This window comes from Natrononativus amylolyticus, assembly GCF_024362525.1.
In the GTDB taxonomy this organism is placed as follows: Archaea; Halobacteriota; Halobacteria; order Halobacteriales; family Natrialbaceae; genus Natrononativus; species Natrononativus amylolyticus.
Genome location: NZ_CP101459.1, coordinates 440,827 through 467,069 on the forward strand (window position 1 = coordinate 440,827; position 26,243 = coordinate 467,069).

26 protein-coding genes and 1 pseudogene are annotated in these 26,243 nt (G+C 62.7%); 18 read left to right on the forward strand and 9 right to left on the reverse strand.

All coding sequences use genetic code 11. The features are described 5' to 3' along the window. The 6 genes from NMQ11_RS17400 (at window position 1) to NMQ11_RS17425 (ending at window position 6,619) form a co-directional block, all read left to right on the forward strand. Window positions 1-1,143 carry an ABC transporter substrate-binding protein gene (locus NMQ11_RS17400; RefSeq protein WP_255170965.1) on the forward strand — a complete coding sequence of 381 codons (1,143 nt, stop codon included), beginning with the start codon at window positions 1-3 and terminating at the stop codon, window positions 1,141-1,143. Between the two features lie 18 nt (window positions 1,144-1,161). After that, a complete protein-coding gene (locus NMQ11_RS17405) occupies window positions 1,162-2,244 on the forward strand; it encodes an ABC transporter ATP-binding protein (protein ID WP_255170966.1) in 1,083 nt (360 codons plus the stop codon). Window positions 2,245-2,248: 4 nt separating this feature from the next. Further along, entirely contained in the window at window positions 2,249-3,178 is a 930-nt protein-coding gene (locus NMQ11_RS17410; RefSeq protein WP_255170967.1) for an ABC transporter permease, read from the forward strand. After that, complete coding sequence (locus NMQ11_RS17415) at window positions 3,175-3,993, forward strand: ABC transporter permease (RefSeq protein ID WP_255170968.1); 819 nt, start codon at window positions 3,175-3,177, stop codon at window positions 3,991-3,993. The genes NMQ11_RS17410 and NMQ11_RS17415 overlap by 4 nt, the downstream gene beginning before the upstream one ends. Window positions 3,994-4,037: 44 nt before the next feature. Next, window positions 4,038-5,171, forward strand: coding sequence for an arginase family protein (locus NMQ11_RS17420; RefSeq protein WP_255170969.1), 1,134 nt, complete (start codon window positions 4,038-4,040; stop codon window positions 5,169-5,171). Window positions 5,172-5,296: 125 nt separating this feature from the next. After that, window positions 5,297-6,619 (forward strand): aminotransferase family protein, encoded by a 1,323-nt coding sequence (locus tag NMQ11_RS17425; protein ID WP_255170970.1) that lies wholly within the window; start codon window positions 5,297-5,299, stop codon window positions 6,617-6,619. A 6-nt stretch (window positions 6,620-6,625) separates the two neighbouring features. Here NMQ11_RS17425 and NMQ11_RS17430 read toward each other — a convergent pair whose 3' ends face one another. Further along, a complete protein-coding gene (locus NMQ11_RS17430; RefSeq protein WP_255170971.1) occupies window positions 6,626-7,852 on the reverse strand; it encodes a Zn-dependent hydrolase in 1,227 nt (408 codons plus the stop codon). 161 nt (window positions 7,853-8,013) lie between these two features. On the opposite strand from NMQ11_RS17430, the gene NMQ11_RS17435 reads away from it, so the two are divergent. The 4 genes from NMQ11_RS17435 (at window position 8,014) to NMQ11_RS17450 (ending at window position 12,401) form a co-directional block, all read left to right on the forward strand. After that, window positions 8,014-8,460, forward strand: a complete 447-nt coding sequence (locus NMQ11_RS17435; RefSeq protein ID WP_255170972.1) for a GNAT family N-acetyltransferase — start codon at window positions 8,014-8,016, stop codon at window positions 8,458-8,460. A 110-nt stretch (window positions 8,461-8,570) separates the two neighbouring features. Then, on the forward strand, window positions 8,571-9,860 hold the full coding sequence (locus NMQ11_RS17440; protein WP_255170973.1) for an ArgE/DapE family deacylase: 1,290 nt from the start codon (window positions 8,571-8,573) through the stop codon (window positions 9,858-9,860). Window positions 9,861-9,979: 119 nt separating this feature from the next. Beyond that, window positions 9,980-11,125, forward strand: a complete 1,146-nt coding sequence (locus NMQ11_RS17445) for an SPFH domain-containing protein (RefSeq protein WP_255170974.1) — start codon at window positions 9,980-9,982, stop codon at window positions 11,123-11,125. A gap of 379 nt (window positions 11,126-11,504) precedes the next feature. After that, window positions 11,505-12,401, forward strand: a complete 897-nt coding sequence (locus NMQ11_RS17450; protein WP_255170975.1) for a sensor histidine kinase — start codon at window positions 11,505-11,507, stop codon at window positions 12,399-12,401. An 84-nt stretch (window positions 12,402-12,485) separates the two neighbouring features. Here NMQ11_RS17450 and NMQ11_RS17455 read toward each other — a convergent pair whose 3' ends face one another. Further along, the gene (locus NMQ11_RS17455; RefSeq protein ID WP_255170976.1) at window positions 12,486-12,665 is read right to left on the reverse strand and encodes a hypothetical protein; all 180 of its coding nucleotides are present in this window, start codon (window positions 12,663-12,665) and stop codon (window positions 12,486-12,488) included. A gap of 171 nt (window positions 12,666-12,836) precedes the next feature. After that, window positions 12,837-14,009, reverse strand: coding sequence for an MFS transporter (locus NMQ11_RS17460; RefSeq protein WP_255170977.1), 1,173 nt, complete (start codon window positions 14,007-14,009; stop codon window positions 12,837-12,839). Between the two features lie 175 nt (window positions 14,010-14,184). Here NMQ11_RS17460 and NMQ11_RS17465 point away from each other — a divergent pair, with 175 nt between their 5' ends. Together NMQ11_RS17465 and NMQ11_RS17470 are read left to right on the forward strand one after the other, a co-directional pair. Continuing rightward, window positions 14,185-14,901, forward strand: a complete 717-nt coding sequence (locus NMQ11_RS17465) for a class I SAM-dependent methyltransferase (protein ID WP_255170978.1) — start codon at window positions 14,185-14,187, stop codon at window positions 14,899-14,901. A 160-nt stretch (window positions 14,902-15,061) separates the two neighbouring features. Further along, a complete protein-coding gene (locus NMQ11_RS17470) occupies window positions 15,062-15,208 on the forward strand; it encodes a hypothetical protein (protein ID WP_255170979.1) in 147 nt (48 codons plus the stop codon). A gap of 86 nt (window positions 15,209-15,294) precedes the next feature. Here the strand turns inward: NMQ11_RS17470 and NMQ11_RS17475 are convergent, their stop codons facing one another. Then, window positions 15,295-15,888: a flavin reductase family protein gene (locus NMQ11_RS17475; protein WP_255170980.1), complete on the reverse strand. Its 594-nt coding sequence runs from the start codon at window positions 15,886-15,888 to the stop codon at window positions 15,295-15,297. 119 nt (window positions 15,889-16,007) lie between these two features. On the opposite strand from NMQ11_RS17475, the gene NMQ11_RS17480 reads away from it, so the two are divergent. Beyond that, window positions 16,008-16,748 carry a proteasome assembly chaperone family protein gene (locus tag NMQ11_RS17480; protein ID WP_255170981.1) on the forward strand — a complete coding sequence of 247 codons (741 nt, stop codon included), beginning with the start codon at window positions 16,008-16,010 and terminating at the stop codon, window positions 16,746-16,748. Between the two features lie 1,214 nt (window positions 16,749-17,962). After that, window positions 17,963-19,165, forward strand: coding sequence for a Cdc6/Cdc18 family protein (locus NMQ11_RS17485; RefSeq protein WP_255170982.1), 1,203 nt, complete (start codon window positions 17,963-17,965; stop codon window positions 19,163-19,165). Between the two features lie 49 nt (window positions 19,166-19,214). Here NMQ11_RS17485 and NMQ11_RS17490 read toward each other — a convergent pair whose 3' ends face one another. Beyond that, complete coding sequence (locus tag NMQ11_RS17490) at window positions 19,215-20,489, reverse strand: RNA-guided endonuclease InsQ/TnpB family protein (protein ID WP_255170983.1); 1,275 nt, start codon at window positions 20,487-20,489, stop codon at window positions 19,215-19,217. Window positions 20,490-20,542: 53 nt separating this feature from the next. Between NMQ11_RS17490 and NMQ11_RS17495 the strand changes: the two genes are divergently transcribed. Continuing rightward, a complete protein-coding gene (locus tag NMQ11_RS17495) occupies window positions 20,543-20,680 on the forward strand; it encodes a hypothetical protein (protein WP_197407743.1) in 138 nt (45 codons plus the stop codon). Between the two features lie 560 nt (window positions 20,681-21,240). On the opposite strand, the pseudogene NMQ11_RS17500 reads toward NMQ11_RS17495, so the two are convergent. Next, window positions 21,241-21,438: pseudogene (locus tag NMQ11_RS17500) on the reverse strand (hypothetical protein); the annotation flags it as partial. A 25-nt stretch (window positions 21,439-21,463) separates the two neighbouring features. After that, window positions 21,464-21,601: a hypothetical protein gene (locus NMQ11_RS17505; protein WP_255170985.1), complete on the reverse strand. Its 138-nt coding sequence runs from the start codon at window positions 21,599-21,601 to the stop codon at window positions 21,464-21,466. A gap of 228 nt (window positions 21,602-21,829) precedes the next feature. On the opposite strand from NMQ11_RS17505, the gene NMQ11_RS17510 reads away from it, so the two are divergent. Next, entirely contained in the window at window positions 21,830-22,630 is an 801-nt protein-coding gene (locus tag NMQ11_RS17510; RefSeq protein ID WP_255170986.1) for an IclR family transcriptional regulator, read from the forward strand. 566 nt (window positions 22,631-23,196) lie between these two features. Here the strand turns inward: NMQ11_RS17510 and NMQ11_RS17515 are convergent. After that, window positions 23,197-23,352 carry a glycine zipper domain-containing protein gene (locus tag NMQ11_RS17515; RefSeq protein ID WP_255170987.1) on the reverse strand — a complete coding sequence of 52 codons (156 nt, stop codon included), beginning with the start codon at window positions 23,350-23,352 and terminating at the stop codon, window positions 23,197-23,199. Window positions 23,353-23,534: 182 nt separating this feature from the next. Between NMQ11_RS17515 and NMQ11_RS17520 the strand changes: the two genes are divergently transcribed. After that, entirely contained in the window at window positions 23,535-24,002 is a 468-nt protein-coding gene (locus NMQ11_RS17520) for an SHOCT domain-containing protein (protein WP_255170988.1), read from the forward strand. A 31-nt stretch (window positions 24,003-24,033) separates the two neighbouring features. On the opposite strand, the gene NMQ11_RS17525 is transcribed toward NMQ11_RS17520, so the two are convergent. Further along, a complete protein-coding gene (locus tag NMQ11_RS17525; protein WP_255170989.1) occupies window positions 24,034-25,665 on the reverse strand; it encodes a BCCT family transporter in 1,632 nt (543 codons plus the stop codon). Between the two features lie 337 nt (window positions 25,666-26,002). Here NMQ11_RS17525 and NMQ11_RS17530 point away from each other — a divergent pair, with 337 nt between their 5' ends. Further along, window positions 26,003-26,236 (forward strand): DUF7385 family protein, encoded by a 234-nt coding sequence (locus NMQ11_RS17530; protein ID WP_255170990.1) that lies wholly within the window; start codon window positions 26,003-26,005, stop codon window positions 26,234-26,236. Window positions 26,237-26,243 lie beyond the last annotated feature (7 nt).

The window sequence follows — 26,243 nt, forward strand, 5'->3', positions numbered from 1 at the left end:
ATGCCTGACGATGGCTATCACAAGAGCCGCCGAACGCTCCTCAAGGCCGTTGGAGCGGGGGGAATCGCTGCTCTCTCTGGGTGTCTGGGAGACGACGACGATACGGAGTACGTCCGCCCGATCGATATCGAGTCGTTTCCGCCGGAGGAGTACGAGTCATCGGTGAACGTCTGGAACTGGTACACAGACTGGGTCGACTGGCACACCGAGCCGTTCCAGGAGAGTTACGAGGGGATCGACCAGGTGAACGCGCAGGCGTACTCGGGTCCGAGCGAGTGGTACTCTCGCCTCGAGGCCGGCAACGACGAGATCGACACCATCTCGGCGACAAACGAGTGGGTCGTCCGTGCGATGAACAACGACTACCTCGAGCCGCTCCCGGTCGACCGGATGGAGGCCTGGGACGTCCTGACGCCGCTCGCTCGGGAGGACGCCGAGGAACACTACAGTATGGACGGCGAGATCTACGCCATCCCAGAAGCGGTCGTGATGCAGCCATCGCTGACGTACAACGAAGAGTACTTCGACAGCCCGCCGGACTCCTGGAGCATCCTCTGGGACGAGGAACTCGAGGGGATGATGTTCATGGAGGACTGGGCCGAGGTGTCCTGCCGGATCGCCGCCCTCTACACCGGCCAGGATCCGAACGACCCGGACGACTTCGACGAGATCGAGGAAGTCCTCGTCCAGCAGCGGGACCTGAACGTCACCTACTGGAACGAGTTCTCCTCGGCGATGGAGATGTTCGTCAACGAGGAGATCGTCGTCGGACCGCTCCGGGACGGCCGGACGTGGATGGCGCGATTCCTCAACGACGCCCCGATCAACTACGCGGTTCCGGACGAGGGAATGATGTACACCTACGACAACTTCGTCATCCCCGAGGGGGCCCCCAACCCGCGAGCGGCCGCCGCCTGGATCGACCACGGCGGGCAGGTCTCCTCGAGGGTCCAGCTGTTCGCCGAGATGGGGTACGTGCCGCCGATCGAAAACCTCGAAACGGAGCTGACGGAGGTCGTCTCCGAGGAGGAAGCGGCGTTCGCGGATTGGCTCGACCCCGACGAACTCATCTTCATCGAGCCCCTCGAGGAGGAGGTCCTCGATCGGTACGACGAGATCTGGACGACGGTCGTCGCCGGCTAAGCCGATATTTCTTGAACTATGTCCGTTTTACACGTCGAAAACGTTCGGAAGGAGTACGGAGAGGTACTGGCAGTGGAGAACGCCTCGTTCGCGGTCGAAGACGGCGAGTTCGTCTCGATACTGGGGCCGAGCGGCTCCGGAAAGTCGACGATGCTCCGGATGATCTCCGGGTTCGAAACGCCGACCAGCGGCGAGATTCGTATCAACGGAGAGAACGTCGTCGGCGTCCCGTCGTTCGAGCGGGACACCAACATGGTGTTCCAGAACCTCGCGCTGTTCCCGCACCTGACCGTCGCCGAGAACATCGCCTTCGGACTCAAGCGCCGCGGCGTCGACAAGCAGGACCGAGCGAAGCGCGTCGAGGAGATCCTCGAGGTCGTCGAACTCGCCGGCTACGGTGACCGGGAGATCGACCAGCTCAGCGGCGGCGAACAGCAGCGGATCGCGCTCGCTCGAGCGGTCGTCAACGAGCCGTCGATCATCCTCCTCGACGAGCCGCTGGCCTCGCTGGACCGCAAACTCCGCCAGCACATGAAGTTCGAACTCCAGCGGATCCAGGAGGAGACCGGGATCACCTTCCTCTACGTCACCCACGACCAGGAGGTCGCGATGTCGATCTCCGACCGGATGGTCGTCCTCAACGAGGGCCAGATAGAACAGAAGGGGACGGTGAAGGACATCTACGAGCGGCCGGCGACCCGCTTCGTCGCGCAGTTCATGGGCGACGTCAACGTCGTCTCGGGGACGGTCGCCAGCCGCACCAACGGAACCGTCGAACTCGACGTCGGCGGCTCGTCGCTCGACGTCCCCGCCACCGCACTCGAGACCGAGATCGACGCCGGCGACACGCTCGACCTCGGTATCAGGCCGACGCACATCGACCTCGAGGCGCCGTCGGCGAACGGAAACCTCACCGGAACGGTCGAGAACCGGCTGTACTCCGGCGATACGACGGTGTACACCGTCGACGTCGACGGAACGGTGTTCAACGTCGAAACGACGAACGGCGAGTTCGACGTCGACGATAGCGTCGCCCTCGTCTGGGAGCCCGAACGGACGTTCATGTTCAAAAACGGAGCCAACGTCGCGTACGAGGGATGAGTCGATGACCACTTCCTCACCGCCGGCCTCGGGTGTCCGCGGCCGTTCCCGCCAGCTCGTGCAAAACCTCCTCGCACAGCTTCGCGACAGGCCGCGGCTTCGGACGCTGATACTGGCGGGTATCCCCGCGCTGACGCTCCTGCTGTTTTTCGTCTTCCCGCTGCTGTTCATGGTCTGGCTCTCGGTGCTGGACGGGATGCCGCCGGCGTCGTTCACGCTCGATAACTACGTGACCCTCGTCACGACCGATCTCTATCTGCGGGTCGTCTGGCGCACGACGGTGCTGACGGTCCAGACGACGGCGATCGTCGTCGTGTTCGGGTACACGCTCGCGTACAGCATGGCGAGGTTCTCGAAGCGGACGACGCTCCTGTTGTTGCTCGTCATCCTCCCGTTCTGGACGAACTACATCGTCAGGATGTACGCGCTGATCAACATCTTCAGCCGGGACGGCATGATCGACTGGGTGCAACTCGCCCTCGGTCTGGCACAGGAGCCGAGCGGGATCATGTACACGCACACCGCGGTTCTGCTGGGGCTTACCTACGTGTGGCTCCCGCTAGCGACGCTGCCGTTCTACGCGTCGCTCGCGAACATGGACGACAACCTGATCGAAGCCGCCAAGGACCTCGGAGCGGGCCCGATCGAGACGTTCTTCACCGTCACGCTGCCGATGACGAAAAACGGCGTGATCGGCGGCGTCGTTCTCGTTTCGATCCCGACGTTCGGTGCGTTCGTGACGCCGACGCTGCTCGGGGGGACCGATCAGTTGATGATCGGGATGGTCATCGAGAACCAGTTCACCGAGTCGTTCAACTGGCCGTTCGGATCGGCGCTCAGCGTCCTCGTATCGCTGTTCGTCGTCCTGATGTTGCTGATCGGCGTCAAACTCGGCGCCGGCGACGTCGTTACGCGACAGGGTGATTCCCGATGATTCCAGCCACTATCGAACGCTTCGCAGACCGGTACGGCCGACAGATCGCGCTGGCGCTGATGTGGCTCGTCATCGCGTTGCTGTGGATCCCGATCGGCGTCGTCACGCTGATGTCGTTCGCGGCCGACCGCGCGCTCGCGTTCCCGCCGGACGAGTTCACGCTTCACTGGTACGGCGAGTTCCTGAACAACGACGCGGCTATCGGCGCTGTCGTGACCTCGCTGCAGGTGAGCGTCATCGCGACGATCCTCACGGTCACGCTCGCGACGATCCTCGCGTACGCGATCGCGAAGTACGACTTCCCCGGGAAGGGGCTGTTGCAGCTGGCGGTCACGCTGCCGATCATCGTCCCGCTCGTCGTCGTCGGGGTCGCGCTGGTCCTCTTCTTCGGCTTCGTGAACATCGGGACCGGCTTCTGGAGCGTCGTCATCGCACACGTGATCCGGACGATCCCGTTCGCGGCGCTCATCATAATCCCGACGATGCTGCGCTTCGACGAGACCCTCGAGGAGGCCGCACAGGACCTCGGCGCGGACGAACTCGACACGTTCCTGAACGTGCGACTGCCGAACATCCTTCCCGGCGTGGTCGCCGGCGGCCTGCTGGCGTTTACGATCTCGTTCAACGAGTTCGTCTACACCTACTTCGTCCGGGACACGACGACGGAAACGCTCCCGGTGTACCTGTGGAACCAGATCCGGTTCGAGGCGTCTCCAGAGGTCAACGTCATCAGCGTCGTGTTCCTCCTGGTCGCCGTCAGCATGATCCTGCTGGCGATGGCCATCACGAACGTCCGGCGAATCACACTAAGATAACCTACCCACGCTCCGACTTTCACAGCACTCACACTCTCCGACCTATGACCGACCCGACCCCACTGACCGTCTACTGGCATCACACGACCTGCGACCACGAACCCCCTCGAGGCGCGTTCAAACTGCCCGCGGCGGACTTCCTGGCGGTCGACGAACACCACCCCGACCGCCCCGCTCGAGTCCGGAACGTAAAGCGGATCGTCGAGTCGGGGTTCGGGCCGGACGCTGCGTTCAGGAGCGTCGACCCCGCATCGCGGGCGGCGATCGAGCGCGTCCACGACCCGGAGTACGTCTCGTGGCTCGAGGAGTTCTGTGCTGCGGGCGGCGGCTACGTCGACGGGACGACGACGGCCGCGAACGAGGCCACCTACGAGGCGGCGCGACACGCCGCCGGCGCGGCGCTCGAGGCGGCCGATCACGCACTCGAGGGGCGAACCGGCGTTCCGTACGCGCTCGCTCGTCCCAGCGGTCACCACGCCCAGACCGACCGTGCGGACGGCTTTTGCTTTCTCAACAGCGCGGCGATCGCCGCCGAGCACGCACTCGAGGGCGAACTCGAGCGCGTCGCGATCGTCGACTGGGACGTCCACCACGGCAACGGAACCCAGGAGGTGTTCGAAGACCGCGACGACGTGTTGCTCGTCAGCATCCACAACGACCACGGCGCCTGGGACCCGACGTACCACCCGCAGACGGGCGGACTCGAGGAGGTCGGCGTCGCCGACGGCGAAGGGTTCACCGTCAACGTACCGGTACCGCCGGGAACCGGCGACGACGGCTACGAGCGCGTTTTCGACCGGCTCGTCGAACCGATCGTCGCCGAGTACGATCCCGACCTGCTCGTCTACAGCGCCGGCCAGGACGCCGGCCCCTCGGATCCGCTCGGGCGAAACGTCGTCACTCGAGCCGGCTTTCGGACGCTCGGTCAGCGAGCCCGGCGGCTCGCCGAGGCGGTAACCGACGGCCGGTTCGTCCTCCTCCAGGAGGGCGGCTACCAGATCAGCCACCTCGCGTTCGCGACGCTCGGCGTTCTCGAGGGCGCCACTGGCCGGACCGTCGACCTCGAGGGGTACGGCACCGGGGATCCGTTCGCGTGGCTCGAGGAGACGATCGAACCGCTCGAGGCGGCGCTCGAGGCGGCCTGTAAACACCACAGCGAGCACTGGAATATCCAATGATTCGCGGAGCCCTCTAGATATCGTTCCACCTGCGACCCGAATCTGGCCCGGTGTGCGATAATATAACGTCTTATTCGGATTGACCATCAGGGGAATTTATACTGTGTCGTGCCATGTGTGTGTACATGGCATCCGAACAGCCAGAGATCGCCGCATCGCCGTCCGCACTTCCCATTCCTCACTGGTACGATTCGGAGAGCGACGTCCCGACGCTCGTCGAGGGGTCCGGAGTCACCGTCGTCGACGAATCGGGGACCGAGTACCTCGATTTCCAGTCCCAGCTGTACTGCGTCAACGCTGGCCACGACAACCAGCGGATCATCGACGGAATCACCGAGCAACTGGAGCGCATCCCGTACGTCTCCTCGGGCCGGCACAACGACACCCGGAACGAACTGGCGGCGCGGCTGCTCGAGGTCGCCCCGGACTCGATGTCGAAGACCGTGTTCTCGATCTCCGGCAGCGAGGCCAACGAGACCGCGGTCATGCTCGCTCGAGAGTACACCGATGCGCCGACGGTCCTCACGCGCTGGCGCTCCTATCACGGCGCGACGTACGGAACCGCCAGTCTGACCGGGGACACCGACACCCACACGGCCATCCAGGCCCACGCGGCGACGACCGGAAACGCCAAGTTCCTCCCGCCGATCCCGGCGGCGTTCGACGGCGCGACCGGCGAGGAACTCGCGGAGAAGGCGGCCGCCCACCTCGAGTTCGTGATCCGAAACGAGGGTCCCGACTCGATCGCCGCGATTCTCACGGAGATCGTCGCCGGCTCGAGCGGCGGCTACACCGCACCGCCCGGCTACTTCGAGCGCGTGCGAGAGCTCTGTGATACGTACGACATCCTCCTGATCGCCGACGAGGTGATCACCGGCTTCGGGCGGTGTGGCGAGTGGTTCGGCGTCCAGACGGAGGAGATCGAACCGGACCTGCTCACGTTCGCGAAGGGCGTCACGGGTTCGTACGTCCCGCTCGGCGGCGTGATGCTCACCGACGAACTCTCCGAGCACTTCGAGTCGGAGGGGTTCCCGGTCGGCCAGACCTTTGCAGGGCATCCGCTGGGGTGTGCTGCCGGACTCGCTGCGATCGACGTCTACGAGACCGAACTGCTCGCGAACGCACGATCCGTCGCGCCTCGCCTCGAGTCCCGCCTCGGCGCGCTCGAGGACCGGTTCGAGGTCGTGACGTCGGTCCACGGCCGCGGCTTGCTCTGGGGCGTCGAGTTCGCAGATCCCGAGACAGGCCGTCCGTTCGTCGATCCGCGAACGACCGACGACGACAACCCGGTCAAAAAAGTCCTCAAGCAGACTGCAGACGACGGTGTGCTGTACGGTCTGGGCCGTCCGGGCATCCAGCTCGTCGTCGCCCCGCCGCTGTGCGTGAGCGAGTCCGAGATCGACGACGCCGTCGACGCGCTCGAGGCGGCGATCGAAAGCGAGTTCTGAGCGGCGCTACGCCGCCAGCCGGCGGGTCGTTTCGGCGAACACCTTCGCCCCCTCGAGGACGTCCTCCCACTCGGTGTACTCGGCCTCGTTGTGCGTCTTTCCGTCGACGCTCGGCACGAACAGCATGCCCGTCTCCGTGATCTCGTTTACGTAGGAGGCGTCGTGTCCCGCGCCGCTGACGATCTCGCGATGGGGGGCGTCTACCGCCGCGGCGGCCTCGAGCGCGACCTCTCGGACGGTTTCGGAGAATTCGGTGTGGGGTATCCGCCAGATCTCCTCGAGGTCGAACTCGGTCCCCTCGCGCCGGCACGCGTTCTCGAGTTCCCGCTCGGCGTGTGAGACCAGTTCGCCGACGACCTCGTCGTCGTAGCTTCGCACGTCGATCGTGAGCGTCACCGCCGAGGGGATGACGTTGATCGACCCCGGCGAGACCTCGAGTTCGCCGACCGTCGTGACGACGTCGTCGGCTACCCGGCCCGACAGCCGGCGAACGGCGGTGACAACGTCCGCGGCCGCGACGAGCGCGTCGCGGCGGGAGTGCATCGGTGACGGGCCGGCGTGATCCGAATCCCCGTAGATCGTCGCCTCGAGCCACGACATGCCGTACACGCCCTCGACGATGCCGACCGAGAGGCCGTCCTCCTCGAGTTTCGGCCCCTGCTCGATGTGTAACTCGAGATAGGCGTGATACTCCTCGCGCGGCTCGCACGGCTCGTTCCCCCGGTAGCCGATCTCCTCGAGCGCCTCTTCGACGGTCACGCCCTCTGCGTCGGTCCGGTCCAGCGTTTCTTCGACGTCGAACTCGCCGGTGAACGTTCCGCTCCCCATCAGCGCCGGTTTGAACCGGGCGCCCTCCTCGTTCGTCCAGTTGACGATCTCGATCGGACGCCGGTGGTCGACTCCCTCGTCCTCGAGCGCCCTGAGCGTCTCGAGCGCGAGGAGCACGCCGAGTTGGCCGTCGAACCGGCCGCCGAAGGGCTGGGAGTCCAGGTGCGAGCCGATCAACACCGGGGCGGCGCTCGAGTCGGTTCCTTCCCGCCGTCCGAAGACGTTGCCGATCTCGTCGATTCGAACGTCGACGTCCAGGGCCTCGAGGTCGGTGACGAACGCGTCTCGAACCTCCCTGTCGGCGTCGGTGAGGGCGAGCCGGTGCAGACCGTCGTTCTCGGTTCGTCCGATCTGTGAGTATCGTTCGAACGTTTCCTCGAGCCGGTTCGTGTCAATAGTGACCATGGTGACAGTCTACGTGAAGTGGTGGTTAAACCCATCGGTCGCGTTCGACTCGTTCGCCACTACTGGAATTGAACACAGCTTTTCGGATCCGAATAGCGACCTCGTTCAATATATCGGCCGAATACAGGAACTCTTTTAACGGATAGCTCTGATGTAGTGGTATGTCTGAACATGGCACGTCGGAGGCGACCGTTCGAGAGCTGTCAGCTGAGAAGGAGTGGCAGGAGGCGTACCCGATCCTTCGGGAGCTCCGGTCGCATCTCGAGCCGGCGGAGATGGAACGACGACACCGGCAGATGCGCGACGAGGGATACCGTCTGTTCGGCCGGTACGCCGCCGGCGACCTCGTTTCGGTCGCCGGCGTCACGCTCGGGACGAACTTCTATCTCGGCCCGCACTGCTTCGTCCACGACCTGATCACGACCGAACGGCAGCGGTCGAAGGGCCACGGCGCCGCCCTCTTATCGTACGTCCACGACTGGTCTCGAGAGCAGGGGTGTGAGACGGTCGAACTGGAGTCGGGCCTCTGGCGCGAGGCGGCTCACGAGTTTTACGAAGACCTCGGCTACGAACGGTACTGCTACTCGTTCAAGTACGAACTCGACTGACGATTCCTCGAGGGAAATCCAAATATCGAGCCGACTTCGATCTGTGTGCCAAATCTCGGGAGGATCTCTGCAAAACACTTAACCGATAGTTGTGCGACAGTCGTTCACGTATGACGAGCCACGCAGCACTCTCCGATGCGATCCGGTCCAGCGAGGACGAACTCGTCTCGCTGACCGAGCGCCTCGTCGAGGCGAAGTCCGTCACCGGGAACGAACGACCGGCACAGCGCGTCGTCGCGGACTACCTCGAGGCGCTCGACCTCGAACCCGACGTCTGGGAGCCGGACCCGGAAAGTCTCCGGGACCACGAGGCGGCCTTCGAGACCTCGTCGTTCGCCGAGTACGGCTACGAGGGCCGTCCGAACGTCGCGACCCGGCTCGAGGGCGGTGACGGCCGGACGCTCACCGTCGGCGGTCACGTCGACGTCGTGGACGTAACTGCCGCCGAGTGGGAGCGCGAGCCGTGGACGGTCACTCGGGAGGGCGATACGCTGTACGGCCGTGGCGTCGCCGACATGAAAGGCGGCATCGCGGCGGTGTTGATCGCCATCGAAGCGATTCGAGAGGTGGGAATCGACCTCGGCGGAGACCTACTCTTCCAGAGCGTCATCGAGGAGGAAGACGGCGGCGTCGGGGGGACGCTCTCGGCCCTCGAGCGGGGGTACGTCCCCGACGCGGCCATCATCGCGGAACCGTTCGACGTGCCTAACCTCTGTATCGCCAGCGCCGGCGTGATGTACTTTCGTGTGACCGTTCCGGGAAAGAGCGCTCACGCCGCGTGGGGACACGAGGGCGTCAACGCGATCGGCAACGCGGCGACGGTATACGAGGCGCTCGAGGATCTCGACGCGGAGCGGAAGGCTCGAATCGACTACCCGCCGGCGTACCGGGCCGATCCGTCGCTCGAGGGCAACGTGACGAACCTGAACGTCGGGACCATCGAAGCCGGCGACTGGCCGTCGACGGTTCCCAGCGAGGCAGTTCTCCAGGGCCGGATCGGCTGGCCGCCGGGCGAGAGCCGACTCGAGGTCCGCGAGCAGATCGAGTCGGTCCTCGAGTCCGTCGCCGCCGCCGACGACTGGCTGGCGGCCAATCCACCCGAAATCGAGTGGTTCGGCTGGCAGGCGGAGCCACACGAGACGGCTACCGACGCGGAGATCGTTCGCACCGCGGCGTCGAACGCCGAAGCGGTGACCGGCGAAACCGGGACGTTCGTCGGCGGAAACGCCGGCCTCGACGAACGGTTCTTCGAACTCTACTACGACGCGCCCGCCGTGTCCGTCGGCCCGGTGGGCCACAACCTCCACGGTGCCGACGAGCACACGACCGTCGAGTCGCTGCTCGAAGCCAGCGAGACGATCGCCCACAGCATCGTCGACTACCTCGGAACGACGGACTGACGTCCTCTCCTGGTTCGAGTCGGTCCGTGGAGAGAACGTTCGGGGAGCGCCACATCTCGAGTGAACGTCCAGTGAGGGTGAACCAAGAGCTATCCACCTGAGAAGACTACGTACGAGTAATGATCGAGTTCGTACGGGTTCCCCTGCAAATCAGCGACGTAGCCCTCGGCGTGAGCGCGCTCGTCCTCCTGGTCGCCATCGTCACCGTCTGGCAGATGGTGACGTTCATCGACGCCTACGACCGCGGAGCGCTCACCGTCTTCGGCGAGTATCGAAAACTCCTCGAACCGGGACTCAACATCGTTCCGCCGTTCGTCTCTCGAATTCACCGGTTCGACGTTCGAACGCAGACGATCGACGTCCCCTCTCAGGAGGCGATCACGCGGGACAACTCGCCCGTCACCGCTGACGCCGTCATCTACATCAGGGTGATGGACGCCAAGCGCGCGTTCCTCGAGGTCGACGACTACGAACGGGCGGTCTCGAACCTCGCCCAGACGACCCTCCGAGCCGTTCTCGGGGATATGGAACTCGACGATACGCTCAGCCGTCGCGACCAGATCAACGCCCGGATCCGCACCGAACTCGACGAACCGACCGACGAGTGGGGGATCCGCATCGAAGCCGTCGAGGTCCGTGAGGTGACGCCCTCGCGGGACGTCAAGGGGGCGATGGAACAGCAGACCTCCGCCGAGCGGAGCCGCCGCGCCATGATCCTCGAGGCACAGGGTGAACGCCGCAGCGCCGTCGAGCGAGCCGAGGGTGACAAGCAGTCGAACATCATCCGCGCCCAGGGTGAAAAGCAGAGCCAGATCCTCGAGGCCCAGGGCGAGTCAATTTCGACCGTCTTGCGCGCCCGCGCTGCAGAGTCGATGGGCGAGCGTGCGATCGTCGACAGGGGAATGGACACGCTGACCGAAATCGGTCGAGGGAACGCGACGACGTTCGTCCTTCCACAGGAACTCTCCTCGACGGTCGGCCGCTACGGCAAGCACCTCTCGGGAAGCGACGTGAGAGCGGGCGATGACGTCCTCCAGAGCCTCGAGTTCGACGCGGACACCCGCGAACTCATCGGACTCGACGACATCAGCGAGATCATCGGCGAGATCGAGCGAACCGAACTGGACGTCGAGGCGATGGAGCGGGAAGCCCAGGCGATCCAGGAGGGCGAAGCCGTCGCCAGCGAACACCCCTCGAGACCGGACGATCGCTCGGATGAGGGCGATCGCCCCGTCTCGAGTGACGACTCTGGGACCGAGCGGTGACTCCGATTTCGACGTCCCTATCGAAGAAAACGTGTGGTCCCCGAGCGTCGGTCCGGTTTCGTTCACGACGCGGCTCGACGTCGGTTGTACCAACTGATTACCGTGAGAGGGTACATGGGGGCGAACACGTACCACGGATTGCGACAGACTGAAGTATCAAAAGGTGGTTGAAGAATCAAGTATTCCATTTATATCTCATCCGAATCCCCTCGACGGAAGCCGCCTCATCTCCGCGCTGGGGAGTGGCTATCTCGTCGTGGGGAGTCTCGTTGCGTTCTCTCAGACTCCCGGCGAATCGGTGGGAGATCTGCTGATTATCATGCTCTTGACCGCCGGTCCCGGGTTCATGCTTCTTACGGGCGGGTACTGCCTTCCGCGAATGGCCGTTAGCCCCGAGTTCTACGGTCGGATCGGCGACTGGTGTCTCCTCGGCAGCGGTAGTATGACCGGACTCGTCCTTCTCATCGAACTCACGGTCGGGTTGACCAACGTCGGTACAACCGTTCTAATTCTGTCTGCGGTTGCGAGTGCCGCCGGCTTCTGGGTCGGTCTCTACGACGCACAGGGTAAAACGCGAGCGACGGAAACCGCCCGGCGAAACCGCGATCTCGAGCGTCAGAACAAGCAACTCGAGAGCGTCGCCCGCATGCTCGCCCACGAACTTCGAAATCCGCTCGCGATCGCTCAGGTGTACTTCGGGCAGTCGTATCCGGAGAACGAAACCGCCGCTGCCGAGGTTCGACGCGCTCACGACCGGCTCGAGGAGATGATCGACATCCTCCTCGTCACCGTGCGCAGCTCCGAGGTGTCGCTTTCGAGCGAGACGATCTCACTCGGCGAGCAGGCAGATTCCGTCTGGAGGGAGTGTACACCGACGAAAGACGCGGCGACGCTCGTTATCGATACCGACAGGCTGATCGTGGGGGATACGGTACACATCCGACGATTGCTGGCGAACCTCTTTCAGAACAGCCTCGAGCACGCTGCCACCGACGGCGATCTCGTCGTTCGAATCGGACCGCTGGAGGACGGGTTCTTCGTCGAGGACAACGGTTCCGGGATACCCGAGGCCGACCGAGATCGAGTCACTGAGGCCGGGTATACGACGAAACCGGACGGGACCGGTCTCGGACTCACGTACGTCCCCCACCTCGCGGAGCTGTACGAGTGGGACGTCTCCATCACTTCGAGCGACGACGGCGGAATGCGCTTCGAGTTTACGGGGACCGGTCTCGAGACGGTCGCGGAGGCACACTCTGAGGGAATCGGCCCCTGAGTCTCGACGGTGGGCTGTCGAGCGACGGCGGAGTCAGCGCCGTCGAGGCCGCCCTGCTCAGACTCGAGCGGGCGGCTCGATGAGCTAGTAATCGCGGGCCAGGGCGTCCCAGAGACGGTCGATCTCTGCTAACGACTGGGTGCCTGCGATGCGTCTCTGGAACTCGAGGCAGTCTTCCACAGGGAGGGACCCCTGGACGGTCGCTTCCGTGACGACCTCGGCGAGCACGGTTTGTTGATAGGTGAGGGGGGAGGAATCTGTCACGCCGTACTACCCACCGTACCACGGCGTAGTGGTTGTGGAACCGGTAACATCTGGCTCGAAGGACGGACGTCCGGCTCCTCTTTCACGAGATAGTTATCGTACAGTGTGGTGTTGGAGGACCCTGGATCGTTGAACCTCACGGGACACGTGAACGCGGGCACGTGACAGGAATCAGTAACCCAGACCGAGCGCTCGATTCGCAGCGAGGGCGAGAAACGAGACGAAAAAGAGCGCCCCGAGCGTCCCGAAGGCGACGCCCCATCCGAAGAGGTCGGCGGTGAGACCGACGCCGACGGAGCCGAGCGCACCGAGAACCGTGTAGACGGTTCTGACGAGCCCGAACCCCGTGCCGCGTTCTTCGACGGGCAGGGCGTCCATAAACCGCGGGTCGATCGCCGAGAAGAAACTCGAGCTGATCCCGGTCAGGGTGATTCCGACGGCCATCACGGCCAGCCCGGGGTCGAGAATAACGAGAGGCAATCCGACGGCTCCGGCGAGCATCGCCCCGGCGATCGCCGCGTCCCGCCCGTATGCGTCCGATGCGCGGCCGATGGCGATCTGGCTGCCCGCCCTGACGACGAAAAACGCCGAGAACGCGATGCCGGCCGCGGTCGGCGTGTAGTCGTGAAATGCGATGAGAAACGCCGGGAAAAACGACAGGAGCCCCTGAGCGACGTACGTTCCGGCGATCGCGATAGAGAGGGGGAACGCGATCGACGGTCTGGTGACGAGGCCGACGAGCGAGCTCACCTGCAGGCTTTCTCGCAGCGGAACGTCCGGTCGTTGCGGTTCGGTCGGGCGAACCGTCCAGACGAACAGGACGAAAATCGGCACGCCGACGAGCGCGGTGAGCGCGACCGCGGGTCGCCAGCCGTACCGAACGCCGACCCACGCCGCCATCACCGGTGCGAGAAGTCCCGCCAGCGGTCCGCCGATCGAGTGAATCCCGATCGCGGTACCCATGTCGTCGAAGGTTCTGGACAGCAGCGTCGTCGCGACCGCGTAGTGAAGGCCGGCGACACCGCCGAGGACGACCGCCGCGAGCACGAACGCCGCGTACAGCGGTGCCAGCGCGAGCAGCACGCTCATCACCGAGGTACCGCCGACGGCGATGAGGATGAGCAGCCGTTCTCCGTACCGGTCGGCGAGAACGCCGCTCGGAAACTGCGCGAACCCGTAGGCGAGCCACATCCCCGTCAGCGCGACGCCCATGAGTGTGTTCGTGATGCCGAAGTCGTCGGTGATGAGGTAGACGACCGGGCTGATCGCCAGTCGACCGAAGTAGGTGACGAAGAACGCCAGCATACACAGCAGGAGAACGGTGTGGCGGTACTGCCAGTTCATGAGGGAGCGTTCGTATGATCGACTCGAGCGCGTCCGCATCAGGGTAGCGTTTCCGGTGAGACGTGCGTGATCGTGATCGCCGGAACGGGACTCGTCCGGAGCGGCCACCCCACCGGTTGCGGGGAACCGTCGAAGAGCACTGTCTTTATATGGCGACCTGGGTTCCGTGAGAACAATGGACGAGAAACGAGATGGGCAGCGTATCCGCCGGGCGTACGACTCGCTGGCGGCCGGCTACGATCGGCAGGGTGAGACGAAGCCGGCGAACGCGTTTCTCGAGCGACCGGCGACGCTCTCGTTACTGCCCGACGTCCGGGACAGCCGCGTCCTCGACGCCGGGTGCGGTGCGGGCCATCTCACCCGCGAACTCCGCGAGCGCGGCGCGGACGTCGTCGGGCTCGACGTGAGCGGGGAGATGCTCGCGTACGCTCGCAGGCGCGCCCCCGACGCGGCGTTCCTCCGGGCCGACCTTCAGCGAGGACTTCCGTTCGGTGCCGAGTCGTTCGACGGGATCGCCAGCTCGTTGGCGTTCCACTACGTTCGCGACTGGGAGGCACTGTTTCGCGACCTCCGCAGGGTCCTCGAACGCGATGGCTGGCTCGTCTTCTCGGTCCAACACCCCCACGCGGACTTCGAAGAGTACGACGACGCCGAGAACTATCACACGACGGAGCGGGTTTCCGCGGACTGGGAGTCGTTCGGCGACACGGTGACGGTTCCCGCGTACCGGCGACCGCTGGCCGCAACGATACAACCCGCACTCGAGGCGGGGTTCCGCCTCGATCGGCTGGTCGAACCGACTCCGACGGACGACTATCGGCGGGTGGATCCAGACCGCTACGAGTACGAGGCGACACGACCGAATTTTCTGTGCCTTCGGTTCCGATCGTGAGCCGATCGTTGTCGTTTTGAGTCCCGGTTCGAGTCGGTCACTTGCCGTTTCGAGTTCCGGTTCGAGCCGATCGTTGCCGTTTCGAGTCCCAGTCTGCGTCAACCTCGGCCCGAGAAACAGCAAGCCCAACGCCTACACCCTCGAGTGCGGTACCGACAATATGGTCAGAATTTCGACGATCGTGATCGTGCTGGCGATAGTCCTCGCGATTGGACTCATCCCGATCCCCGTCATCCCCGGCGTCGGGTTGCTCGTTGGGATCTCGGGGATCATCATCGGAATCGTTCTCCGGGTACTCGGCTACTGATCGCCCTCGAAACGATCGGTGTGTCCCGGCACTCTCGAGCCGACCGATGTGTCCCTACGTTCGCACTCGAGCGGCCGCCGTGACCCTCAGAACTGCCGCTCGAAGTCGATCGGGTCAGAGACGGTGTAGTACGGCCCGCCCAGTCGGCCGACGGTGTCGAGCTTCCGCGAGTCGATCCTGTCGTCCGTCAGGACCTCCTCGGAGACGTGGTAGTACCGGACGTCGCCGAGAATCATGAGTTTCTCGTACACCTCGATCGCGTCGTACAGCGTACACTCCATCGTGACGACGGCGTCGGCTACCCGGGGCGGATCGATCCGGTGACACGGCGCCCGCTCGACGTCGGCGAGGTCGAACTCGCTTTCGTCCGCGGGGACGCTCGCGGACGTCCGGTCCATTCGCTCGAGAAGCGGTTCGGTAACGACGTTGACGGCGAACTGCTCGGTCTCGAGTGCGTTCCGGGCCGTGTCTTTCACCCGCCCCGATGCCTCACTCGGCGAGTTGAACATCACGACAGGCTGGCTCGAGCCGACGTAGTTGTACGAACTGAATGGTGCGAGGTTCTCGTTGCCGTCACCGTCGACGGTGCTGATCCAGGCGATCGGGCGCGGTGTGACGGCGCTCTTGATGAGCCGAGCGTTTTCGGCGGGCTCGAGGTCGTCGGAGTTGAATGCAGGCATCGTAGCTGGATACTGATTCGGTTCCCGCCGCTTAAGCGTTCGTACCACCTCCATCCGTGAACGCCGCCAGTACCGAACCCGAGGTAACGAATTTGATGACCGACGGCCAACGGGACGGTATGTCAGAGGAGGTCGCACTCGACATCGAAACGTCCGAACCGCTGCAATCGACACTTATACTGGCGTTTCCCGGTCCGGGAATGGCCGGCGTTTCTGCAAACCAGTACCTCATCGAGCAGCTGGAACTCGTCGAAACGGGCCACATCCAGGCGGAGGGTCTCCCGTCGATCACGCCGTACGAAAACGGCCGACCGTACCACCACACGCGACTCTTTTCGGAGCCGGAGATTCCGTGTACGTTTCTGACGAGCGAACTCCCGATACCGCTCCAGCTCTCGGAGCCCTTCGGCCGTATCCTCCTCGAGTGGCTCGATGAAAGCACCGTCGACGAGGTTACGCTGTTGACGGCGATTCCGGGACTGGACTCGAATCGGGACCTGTTCTACGTCGCTTCGGACGACTACTACGACCGCCGCCTAGACGGAACCGACGTCTCGCCGCTCAAAGGTGGGTTCCTGACGGGTGTCAACGCGAGCCTGATCGCTCGAGCGATCGATACGTCGCTTCGCGTCGGCGTTCTCTCGACGCCAGTCAACCCACGACACCCCCTCGACGGCGAGGCGGCGCTCCGTCTGGTCAACGGGATGAACGAACTGTACGACTTCGAGGCGGACACGACGCAACTCCGGGACTTCGCCGATCGAACGCGCGAGCATTACGAGCAACTGGCGACACGGGTCCAGGCACAGCAGCAGCCGAGTGGTCGCCGGCCACTCACCGAAGATTATGGATTTATGTAGGTTCTGGCCGTTCTCACAGCGTGCGAACTATTGGCCAGTAGCCGTCTCCACGCCGTTGGCACCGGGTTATCACCCGCGACGGAGGTGTCCCCGATGCAGCCAGTGGGCCGGAGGAACGCGACTCGATGGCCCGTAGCGAGGTCGAGTTCGACACGTTCACTTTCACCGGGGTTGGCTGGGATATTTGTCGGTTCGACTCTCGAGTACGAGCATGAACGGACCGTCACTAGTCCGATGGTTGAGGGGATCGTTCCTCCGGCGTTCGGCGGTCGAGACGATCCACGAGTGTCGGCGCTGTGGAACGACCGTCGAGCAGTGTACGCGTTCGTGCCCGTCGTGTGATGCTGACGAGATCGTTAGTTACGACCTCCAGTGAATCGGTAGCTACAGATCTCGGGTGAATCGGTAGCCACGGATCCCGGTTTCGCTGATAGTCTCTCCCGAGTTGGAGGACTGAGTCGGGGGGCAGGGACGAGTATTCTGTCACACCCCTCGGTGCCGCTGTATGAGGATGGAGAGAGTGCCCCATACGGGAATTCGATAGAGGTTCTGATAGTTGATGAATAATCGATGGATGGGTGATGGAAAGATGATGGATTGGTGGCAGATGTTTCGAGATCTATGGCTTTAGAAGGCATCCTCGGGTGACTGAATTTATTCTCACATTATCTAACATAAGGTACTATGAGTTAAATATAAATACTCTAGGTGCGAAAACCCCAACAAGTGAATTGATCGCAGTAGCGAGCAACGCGTGTTGATCGCGGGTTCGCTGGTGCGTCGAAGCTCGTTACCCGTATTCCCATGGCTGAGAGGCCCGCAACTTGTCCCGAGAGCAACCATCCAGCCCCGTCGCTATACAGCGGCACTCCGGGGTGTGTGTCCTCCGTTACAGCGGCACTCCGGGGTGTGAACGACTTGTTTCGGCGTTTGTATCTGCAGTTCTATCGTTATACAGCGGCACCGCGGCGTGTCGAGTCCTCGAGCCGTTTTCGTAATTCTCTTTCCCCGGTATACAGCGGCACTCCGGGGTCCCTACTTGTGGTTCGCACGGACCGCTTACAGCGGCACCGGGGGGTGTTGGGCGGCCTATACAGCGGAATCACGGACTCCATATCCGGGTCGTTGCCTCTGTACGCGGTCACTTCTCTAGTATACAGCGGCACTGTGGTGGAAAGAGTTAAGTCAGTTTCACGTGATTCTCACGCCACACAATGCCGGACGGTCACGATTACTTCTCCCAGGAAAACGCCATCTTTCGCAACAAAGACCTCCTCCAGGTCTCACACCTCCCTGATGGGGATCGCATCATCGGCCGCGAACAGGAGCTCTCGAACCTCGCGGGTGCGATCCAGCCGGCGCTCACCGGAAGCACCCCGAACAACGTCCTCGTATACGGAAAAACCGGGACCGGGAAGTCCCTCTGTTCGAAGTTCATCACGAACCAGGCCATCTCTCGAGCGGCGGAGAACGACGTCACGATCGGCGTCGCGTACGTCGACTGCCTCCAGGAATCCACCGAGACGCAGGCGGTACAGTCGCTTGCACACCAGCTCAACGACAGGACGGAGACGTCAATCTCGATCCCCCATTCGGGGCTGAGCACGTCCGAGTACTATCGGCGACTCTGGCGGATCATCGACGAACGGTTCGACGCGGCGCTCGTCATCCTCGACGAGGTCGACAAGATGGAGGACGACGACATCCTCATGCAGCTCTCGCGCGCCGTCGAGTCCGGAAAGCTCTCCTCGAGTACGATCGGAACGATCGGCATCTCGAACAAGATCCGGTACAAGGAGTCGCTCGACGAGCGCATCAAATCGAGCCTCTGTGAGCGGGAGTACGTCTTTCCACCGTACGACGCGACGCAGATTCAGGAGATCCTCCACTCCCGGTCGGACGCGTTTCACGACGGCGTCATCGAGGACAGCGTTATCCCGCGTGTGGCTGCGCTGGCCGCTCGCGAGCACGGCGACGCGCGAAAGGCGATCGACATCCTCCGGTTCGCCGGCGAGATCGCCGAAGAGAAGACCCTCGACACCGTCTCCGAGACCTGCGTCAATCAGGCCCACGAGCGCGAGGAAACGAGCCGACTGGCCGAACTCATCTCGAAATCGCCGAGTCACGCCAAACTCGTCCTCGAGGCGATGGCGCTGCTGGCCAAACAACCCGACCGCACCGACGACGCCGTCCAGACGACGGAGGTATACGACCTCTACAAGCGTCTCTGTGACCGTGACGACTCGTCGCACCTCAAACTCCGCCGGGTGCGGGACATCCTGTCCGAACTCGAGTTTCTCTCGATTATCGAACAGGAGCGCAAGTGGGCCGGCAAGGGAAAGGGCAACTACATGGAGAACCGTCTCGTCGACGATCCGGACGTGATCATCGCAGCCTGTGAGGAGTCGAGTCGATGACATCCTCCTCGCCGTTCACGGCGAGGTTTCCTCGCGCTGGGGGTATCGTTTACCGACCCACGGAGGCAACTTGCGGGTTCGTATGCTCCTCGTTGGGAACTGAGCGTGGTGACTCTGACCAGTTGTGGTCGTCCCACTTGAGGCATACAGGCCGTGCCATCGACCGTGTTACCGTCGTCTGCCGTCTCAAGAACGTCTCCGACGCTGTGAGGTCAGCGTGCCCCTCGAAGCCACACGGACACGTCAGCGTGTCGCAGTGGCGCGTCGTCCCCTCTGTCGAACCACAGTTCGGACACTCTTGACTCGTCCACGCCTCAGACCGTACTTCCACCGAGATACCATATTCCTCGGCGGTACACGCCAGCCGGTTCACGAACGCTCTGAACGCCCAGAAGTTGTGCGTCTTCGCGTTCGCCTCCACCGACCAGTGCGTGTTAAGTACGTCCGTCAACGCCCCCACGTACACCGTCGAAACACCTTCTTTGTACAGGCGTTCGATGAGGTCACGGACAAGCGCGTTTTGGGCGTGGTCACGTCGCTTGGTTCGTCGGTCGTACAGGCGGCGGATGCGGTGACTACTGTATCGACCGTTCTCCAACAGTGATTGGAGACGAGCGATTTCTCGTGTTGTTTCGCGGAATCGCTCGAACAGCTCGCGTCCTTCGTACAGGTATTGCTGGCCGGTTGTGGTTGTGCAGGCGACGAGGTTGTTCGCACCGATGTCCAGAGCGGCTTCTTCCGAAGCCAGTGGGTGTGCCAGCCGAGAATCGTCGATAGTGACTGGCTGAAAGGCCCTGAACGTCTGTGCTTGCTCGTCGTAGAACAACTCCAACCGACCCTGCTTCTCGTACTCCTTCCAGTTGGGGTCGCCTCGGACTTCGAGCCGGAGACGTTCGTGGTGTCCAAGACCATACTTGTCTTTCAGGTCTTTGCCGACGAGAATTTCGAGGCGGGAATATTCGCCCCATTTGACGGAGTACGAGGTGTTTCGGATGTACGTGCGGAGTTCACGCCCGTCTTCTGCGTTGCCCCAGAAGCCGGGTTTGCCGTTGGCCTCGCCTTTCTTTTTGAGACTGAAGAACGAGTTCCATGCTTCGCGGTTCTTGCGTTCGATTTGCTGAACCGTCGAAGCCCCGAGAACACCGCCGTAGCGTCCGCGATACTCACTGATTTCCCATACGTCGCCGTCAGGGTCAGCGTAGTTCTCGCGGCGCTCGTAGTTGATTTCGTTCCAGAGAGCGGCAGAAGCGTCCAACAGGCGTCGAAGTAACTCCTCGTCCTCCTTGGACTGTGGAACCACGTCGAACGTGTTGGCTCGCTTCATCAACTACTGGTTGTACCCGAACACACATAAATGTGGGGTTCGTGTGTTACTGTATGGTCGAAGTCCGAATTGAGTTTGATGACGAGGAACAGTACGAACGGTTAAAAGAGTTGAAGAAACACCGTGGGTTAACGTGGAAGGGGTTGCTCCTCGAAGGCGAGAAGAAAGTCAGAGAGGATACCCCGGAATAAGCGTCGAACGTGGTTTGTGACGTGGAGTGTCGGATTCACGCCCACCGTGAACGGCGGGACTCTCTCCTTGATTCAGGTAGTTCGAGTCGGCTCCACAAGCATAACGATCCTGACTCTCTTCCTCCCATAGGGTATTCAGATATGGAACAATACCGCGCCAACTCTTTCTATCGGAGCAGCACGTGAGCGCGGTAATCGTGACTTGGTCCCGTCAGGTATCCGGCGACGGAATCGGACGTTCGCCGACCGCAGTACTCTCCACATTGCCCACCGTCTCATTCCACCACTCGCCGCTCTTGCGGTGGGATGCGAAACGACTTCCGCACGAATCGTCTCGCTGCGTTCGACGGGTACATCGAACGCCGTTCGGCCCGTCGAAACTACTACCGATACTCGATATGGGATTTCGAGAAATATGCAATAGAACACCGTCCCACTCCAGTATACTCTATCACCTGACAATCTACAGACGGTCTGTAACCGTCCCGGCGTCGGCGATTCGACTCCATCTTCTCCAGAGAAAAATCAGACTGAGTGTCAGTGCCTAGCCTCGAGACGGATCACCGCTCTGTTCCCGTCTCGGTATCGCCGGGGTACCGCTGTAGCTCTGCCTCGGGGTACCGGGTCGCCCACTCGCTCCCGCCTGCCGTCGCAACGTCGTGGATGCGAGCGAGTTCTTCGACCGCGTTTTCGTGCTCGTCCACTCTGAGGTCGTGTGCGAGGTGCGGTTCGATGGGATCGAACACCGCGAGTGCGCTGCTCTGTGCGTGAACGCCGCGTTTGTCACCGCCGGCGTCCGCCCCCGCCTCGAGCGCCGACGCCGTGTATCTGGCGCATCGGCGCGTACGGATCCGCCGCGAGCAGTTTCTCTATCGTCTCGCGGATCGGCTCGCCGGCCTCGAGCGCCCGAACGGTCTGCACGCCGCGGGGTGTACTGGTCGTATTCTGGTCACTCTCGAGAACCGGACGTAACTCCCCGAACGGCCGCTACTCACGCGTTGTCCAAATGCGAACAAGCTGGCCCCGTCTTACGGGGACACACCGTGCAGCCGGTGCACTGGCGCGTGTTTACGCCCCACCGGGTCCGTCGACATCGCGGCGCGTTTCCCAAATGCGAACGACTCTGTGGCGTGCGAACGAGGGACTCGTATGGACGCCGACCGGAACCGATCCGCCCGAACCCTCGAGACGGTTGCGAGAGCCTGCGACGTGATCGAAGCCCTCGATAGCCTCGACGGCGCCGGCGTAACGGAACTGGCGACGCACCTGGATATTTCGAAGAGCTCCGCGCACTCGTATCTCAACACGCTTCGCGAGAAGCGACTGGTCGTCAAACGCGGCGACGCGTACCACCTCAGCCTGGAGTTTCTCTACCTCGGGAAGTCCGTTTGCCACCGTCACGTCCTCTTCGAACACGGCAAGGGCGTAATCGAACGCCTCGCTCGAGAGAGCGGGGAGTACGCCCACCTGATGTGCGAACAGCACGGCCTCGAGCGGAACATCTACAAGGTGAAAGGCGAGAACGCCGTCGGCGACGACTACCACACGACCAAGGAGCGAAAGCCGGATTCTCTCCACTTCACGGCGAGCGGGAAGGCTTTGCTCGCGCCCCTTCCGGACCATCGGGTTCGCGAGATCGTCGACGCCTACGGGCTCGTTCGCAAGACCGAGAACACCATCACCGACCCGGACGCGCTGCTCGAGGAGCTCCAGCGCGTCAGAGAGCGAGGGTTCGCGGTCAACGACGAGGAGGAGATCAAGGGAATCCGTGCCATCGGCGCACCGATACGGAGCGCAGACGGCGACGTACTCGGTGCGATCAGCGTCTCCGGGCCGACGAGCCGGCTCAACGGCGACTACTACGCGAACGAGCTTCCGCACATGGTGATGGAAAGTACGAACGTGACGGAAGCCAGCATCAATATGTCGGACGCAACCCGAACGCTGTAACGGTCGGGAACTCACTTGGCGTTACACAGCTATGGATGTGATTCTAGCCCGGACTCGAGGGCCTATTCTTCTCGTTCGCATTTGGGGAACGATCGGTCTCGGTTAGCACGTGAATAGTCACTCCTACTCTCTGTTGGTATTTCGATAACAGAACAATATAGATCGACTAAATTCTCTCTAATTCCTCTATATTATATTTCTCTCATTCCGTAGGGAGTATGGAGAAGATGGTTTAAACGCGGGTAAATGTTATAAGTTCGGATCTCTGGTTCGTTGACCCTACCTCCGAGATCTGGAGACCGGACCCGCTACTGGTATGTTCAAAATTGCGATCACCTTACAAGATCGATGCGGTTCTGTTATTCGATCTTCTGAAACTGGTATTAGATATTTTGGATACTGTTGAAACAACCATTTGAAACACTTGTTTGTAGCCATTGGTTGAAACACTCGTTGATCTCGCGATAACTCGCTTGGGCTCTCGAGCGGGGACGGGCGCCGCCACTGCGTTCGCTCGTCTACAGAAAAAGCAGGCCGAGTGCCTCGGGGCTTGACCCCGAGGCGGTTCACGCGTCCTCCTCGCTCCAGGCGATGCCGAGTGCAACGCCGATTCCGACCCCAATGGCGATTCCAGCCCCGATATTGTCCATTCCGACGCCGAAAGCGAGTCCGATTCCGATACCGACTGCCACACCGATCGCCACCTTCCCTTCGTCAGTCATACTTCCACTGTGTCTCCCGATACGATCACTGTATCCCCCGAACTGGGCTACGACCGGGCCGGCGATTTCGTGGCGTCGGACCTCGAGGCGATGAGCGGCGGATCCGCCGTCGAGGCGCTCCGGGTCGGTGGAACAGCGGCGTCCGGGAGAGACTTATAGTGCCCGCGAGCAGTCACATTCGTATGGGCGACAGGCTTCAGCGGTTCGTGGCCGAGGATCTGTGGTTGCTGATCGCCGTCGTGACGTTCGCGATTCTCAGCCTCGTCGGTCTCGCCGGCCTCGAGGCGCTCGCGGGCGCGATCGCGATCGTCGGCTGGTTCCTGCTGACGCCGATCTTCCTCTTCTGGGGCGAAGAGATCGCCGACTGGCTGTTCGAAGAACGCGAACCAGAACGCACGCACAACGAGTCCGAGGGCGCGCTCGACGAACTGAAGCGCCGGTATGCCGAAGGAGAGATCGACGATGCAGAGTTCGAACACCGGCTCAACCGGCTCCTGGAGGTCGACGACGCTCTCGAGGGCGTCTTCGCGTCCGACCCCGGGAGCGACGATGGAATCGCTGCTCGAGACCGCCAGCGCGATTCGCCGACGGAGAAGCCAGAGCGCGACGACACTACCGCGGAGGACACGCGCGAACGGGAACTGAACTGAGCGGCTCTCGCCGAGGCGCTACCGCGGGATTTCAGTCGTCGTCATCACCCGCCTGGGCTCGGCCGCCGACGTTCGGTGTGCGATCCGCGGACCCGATCATCACCGTCTCCTCCTGGAGCAGTATGCGGCCGTATCTCGAGCTGAAGTGTTTGATCAGCCCGAGCATCGCGAGCAGACAAACGAACGCGAACGGACCGCCGGTGATGATCGCCGCCTGCTGAAGGGCGTCGACGCCGCCGAGGATCATGAGGATCGCGGCGGTCATCCCGAGGACGACGCCCCAGAAGATCCGGTTGATGTTCGAGGGTTGGGCCTTCCCGCCGGTGGTCATCATCGAGACGGCGAGCGTCGAGGAGTCCGCCGAGGTGATGAAGAAGGTGGTAACGAGGATCATGAACGCGATCATGAACACCGTTCCGAGCGGGAACGCCTCGAAGAGGATGAAGCCGGTGACCTCCGCGCCTTGCTCGAACGCCATTACCTGACTGAAGTCGGCGATCCCTTCGTGCTGGAAGTACAGCGCGGTGCCGCCGAGGGAGACGAACCACGGGATGGTCGCCGCGGAGGTCGCGACGATGCCGGTAAAGGCGACCTCGCGCACGGATCGACCCCGGGAAATGCGCGCGATGAACAGCCCGGCGAACGGCGACCACGAGAGCGCCCACGCCCAGTAGAAGACCGTCCAGTCGTTCATCCACTGAGTTCCGCCTTCCTCGCCGGCGCCGGTGTAGAGGCTCATCGAGATGAAATCGGTGACCATTCCGCTGATAGCCTGCGTACCGATCAAGACCAGAAAGAGCGTCGGACCGACGACGAACGCCGCGACCAGCAGGATCGCGAACAGAATCATGTTGAAGTTCGAGAGCCGCCGGATCCCGCGGTCGACGCCGAGCACCATCGAGATGGTGAACAGCATCGTCATCGTCGTTACGACGAGGAGGATACCCGCGTCGCCGAGGTTGATCCCCCACTGGAAATCGAGGCCGGTGACGAACTGGCTGCCGATGAACCCCAGCGAGGTCGCGACGCCGCCGATCGTCGCGAACACCGCGAGGATGTCGATGACCTTGGCGGTCGGTCCGTCGAGGTTGTCCTTTCCGATGAGCGGCGTGAGCGCCGAGGAGACGCGCAGGGGCACTCCTTCGTAGTTGTACGCGAAGTAGCCGATGGCGATCCCCATGATGGTGAACACCGCCAGCTGGGGCAGCGCCCAGTGGAACAGCGTCTGCTGGACTGCGATACTCATCGCTTCACTCGAACCGCCGGAGACGTCGAACAGCGGTGACGGGCTGTCGTAGTAAAACAGCGCCTCGGTCGGCCCCCAGAAGACGACGCCGGCGGCGAACCCCGCGGAGTACAGCATCGCGAAAAACGAGAAGAAGCTGTACTCCGGCGGGTCGTCGCCGAATCGGATCCTCCCCCACGGCCCGACGATCAGAAACAGCAGAAAGACGACGATCAGAAAGACGATCACCAGCAACACCCAGTTGAGGTACTCGAGAAAGAGCGTGTTCAGGCCGGCGATCGCCCACTCGACGGTGTTTCGACTGATGAAAAACGTCGCGATTACGCCGACGGTGAGCAACGCCCCGAACAGGAACACGATCGGATCCAGCTCCTCGCGGAACCGGCCGAGGGCACCGAGTTCGCCGTCGTTAGACATCGACCTCACCCCGTCGAGCGCCTTCGCTTCCCGTTGCTTTCCGTTCGATTCGCCACCGATCACCACCGATCATCAGATCGTTTCGGATCATGTCAATTGTTACCGCAAACCATGAAATGCGGCGGAGAAGCTTAACGCTTGCCGGCTTCGAGAGTACGGAAAACGGTAGTTGTAGGCGGCTGCTGGACCGTTCCGTACGCAGGACGGACGGGAGACGGCTCGCGGTTCAGCCAACGCCGCTCGTCCGCAGGTCACGTCGGCACCGACCCCTCTCGAGGATATCCATGGGATCTCGGCGCTCGCCAGATTTTATGCGGTCTGACTCGCAAAGGGACGTATGGACGATATCGACTTCGACGAACTCGTCTCGTCGCTGACGCCCCGGGAGGAAAACGCGGCGATCAAGACCTACCAGAACACGGTTGCGGTCGCCTGCCCCGCCTGCGGGGTGGAGTTCGACGACCTCGTCGTCTGCAAGGACAACCCGACGAGTCTGAACCTCTCGAGACAGTTGGACCTGTGTGTCGGCTCGTCCGACGGGCAGGCGGTCATCTTCACGCACAAAAAGTGACGGCGGG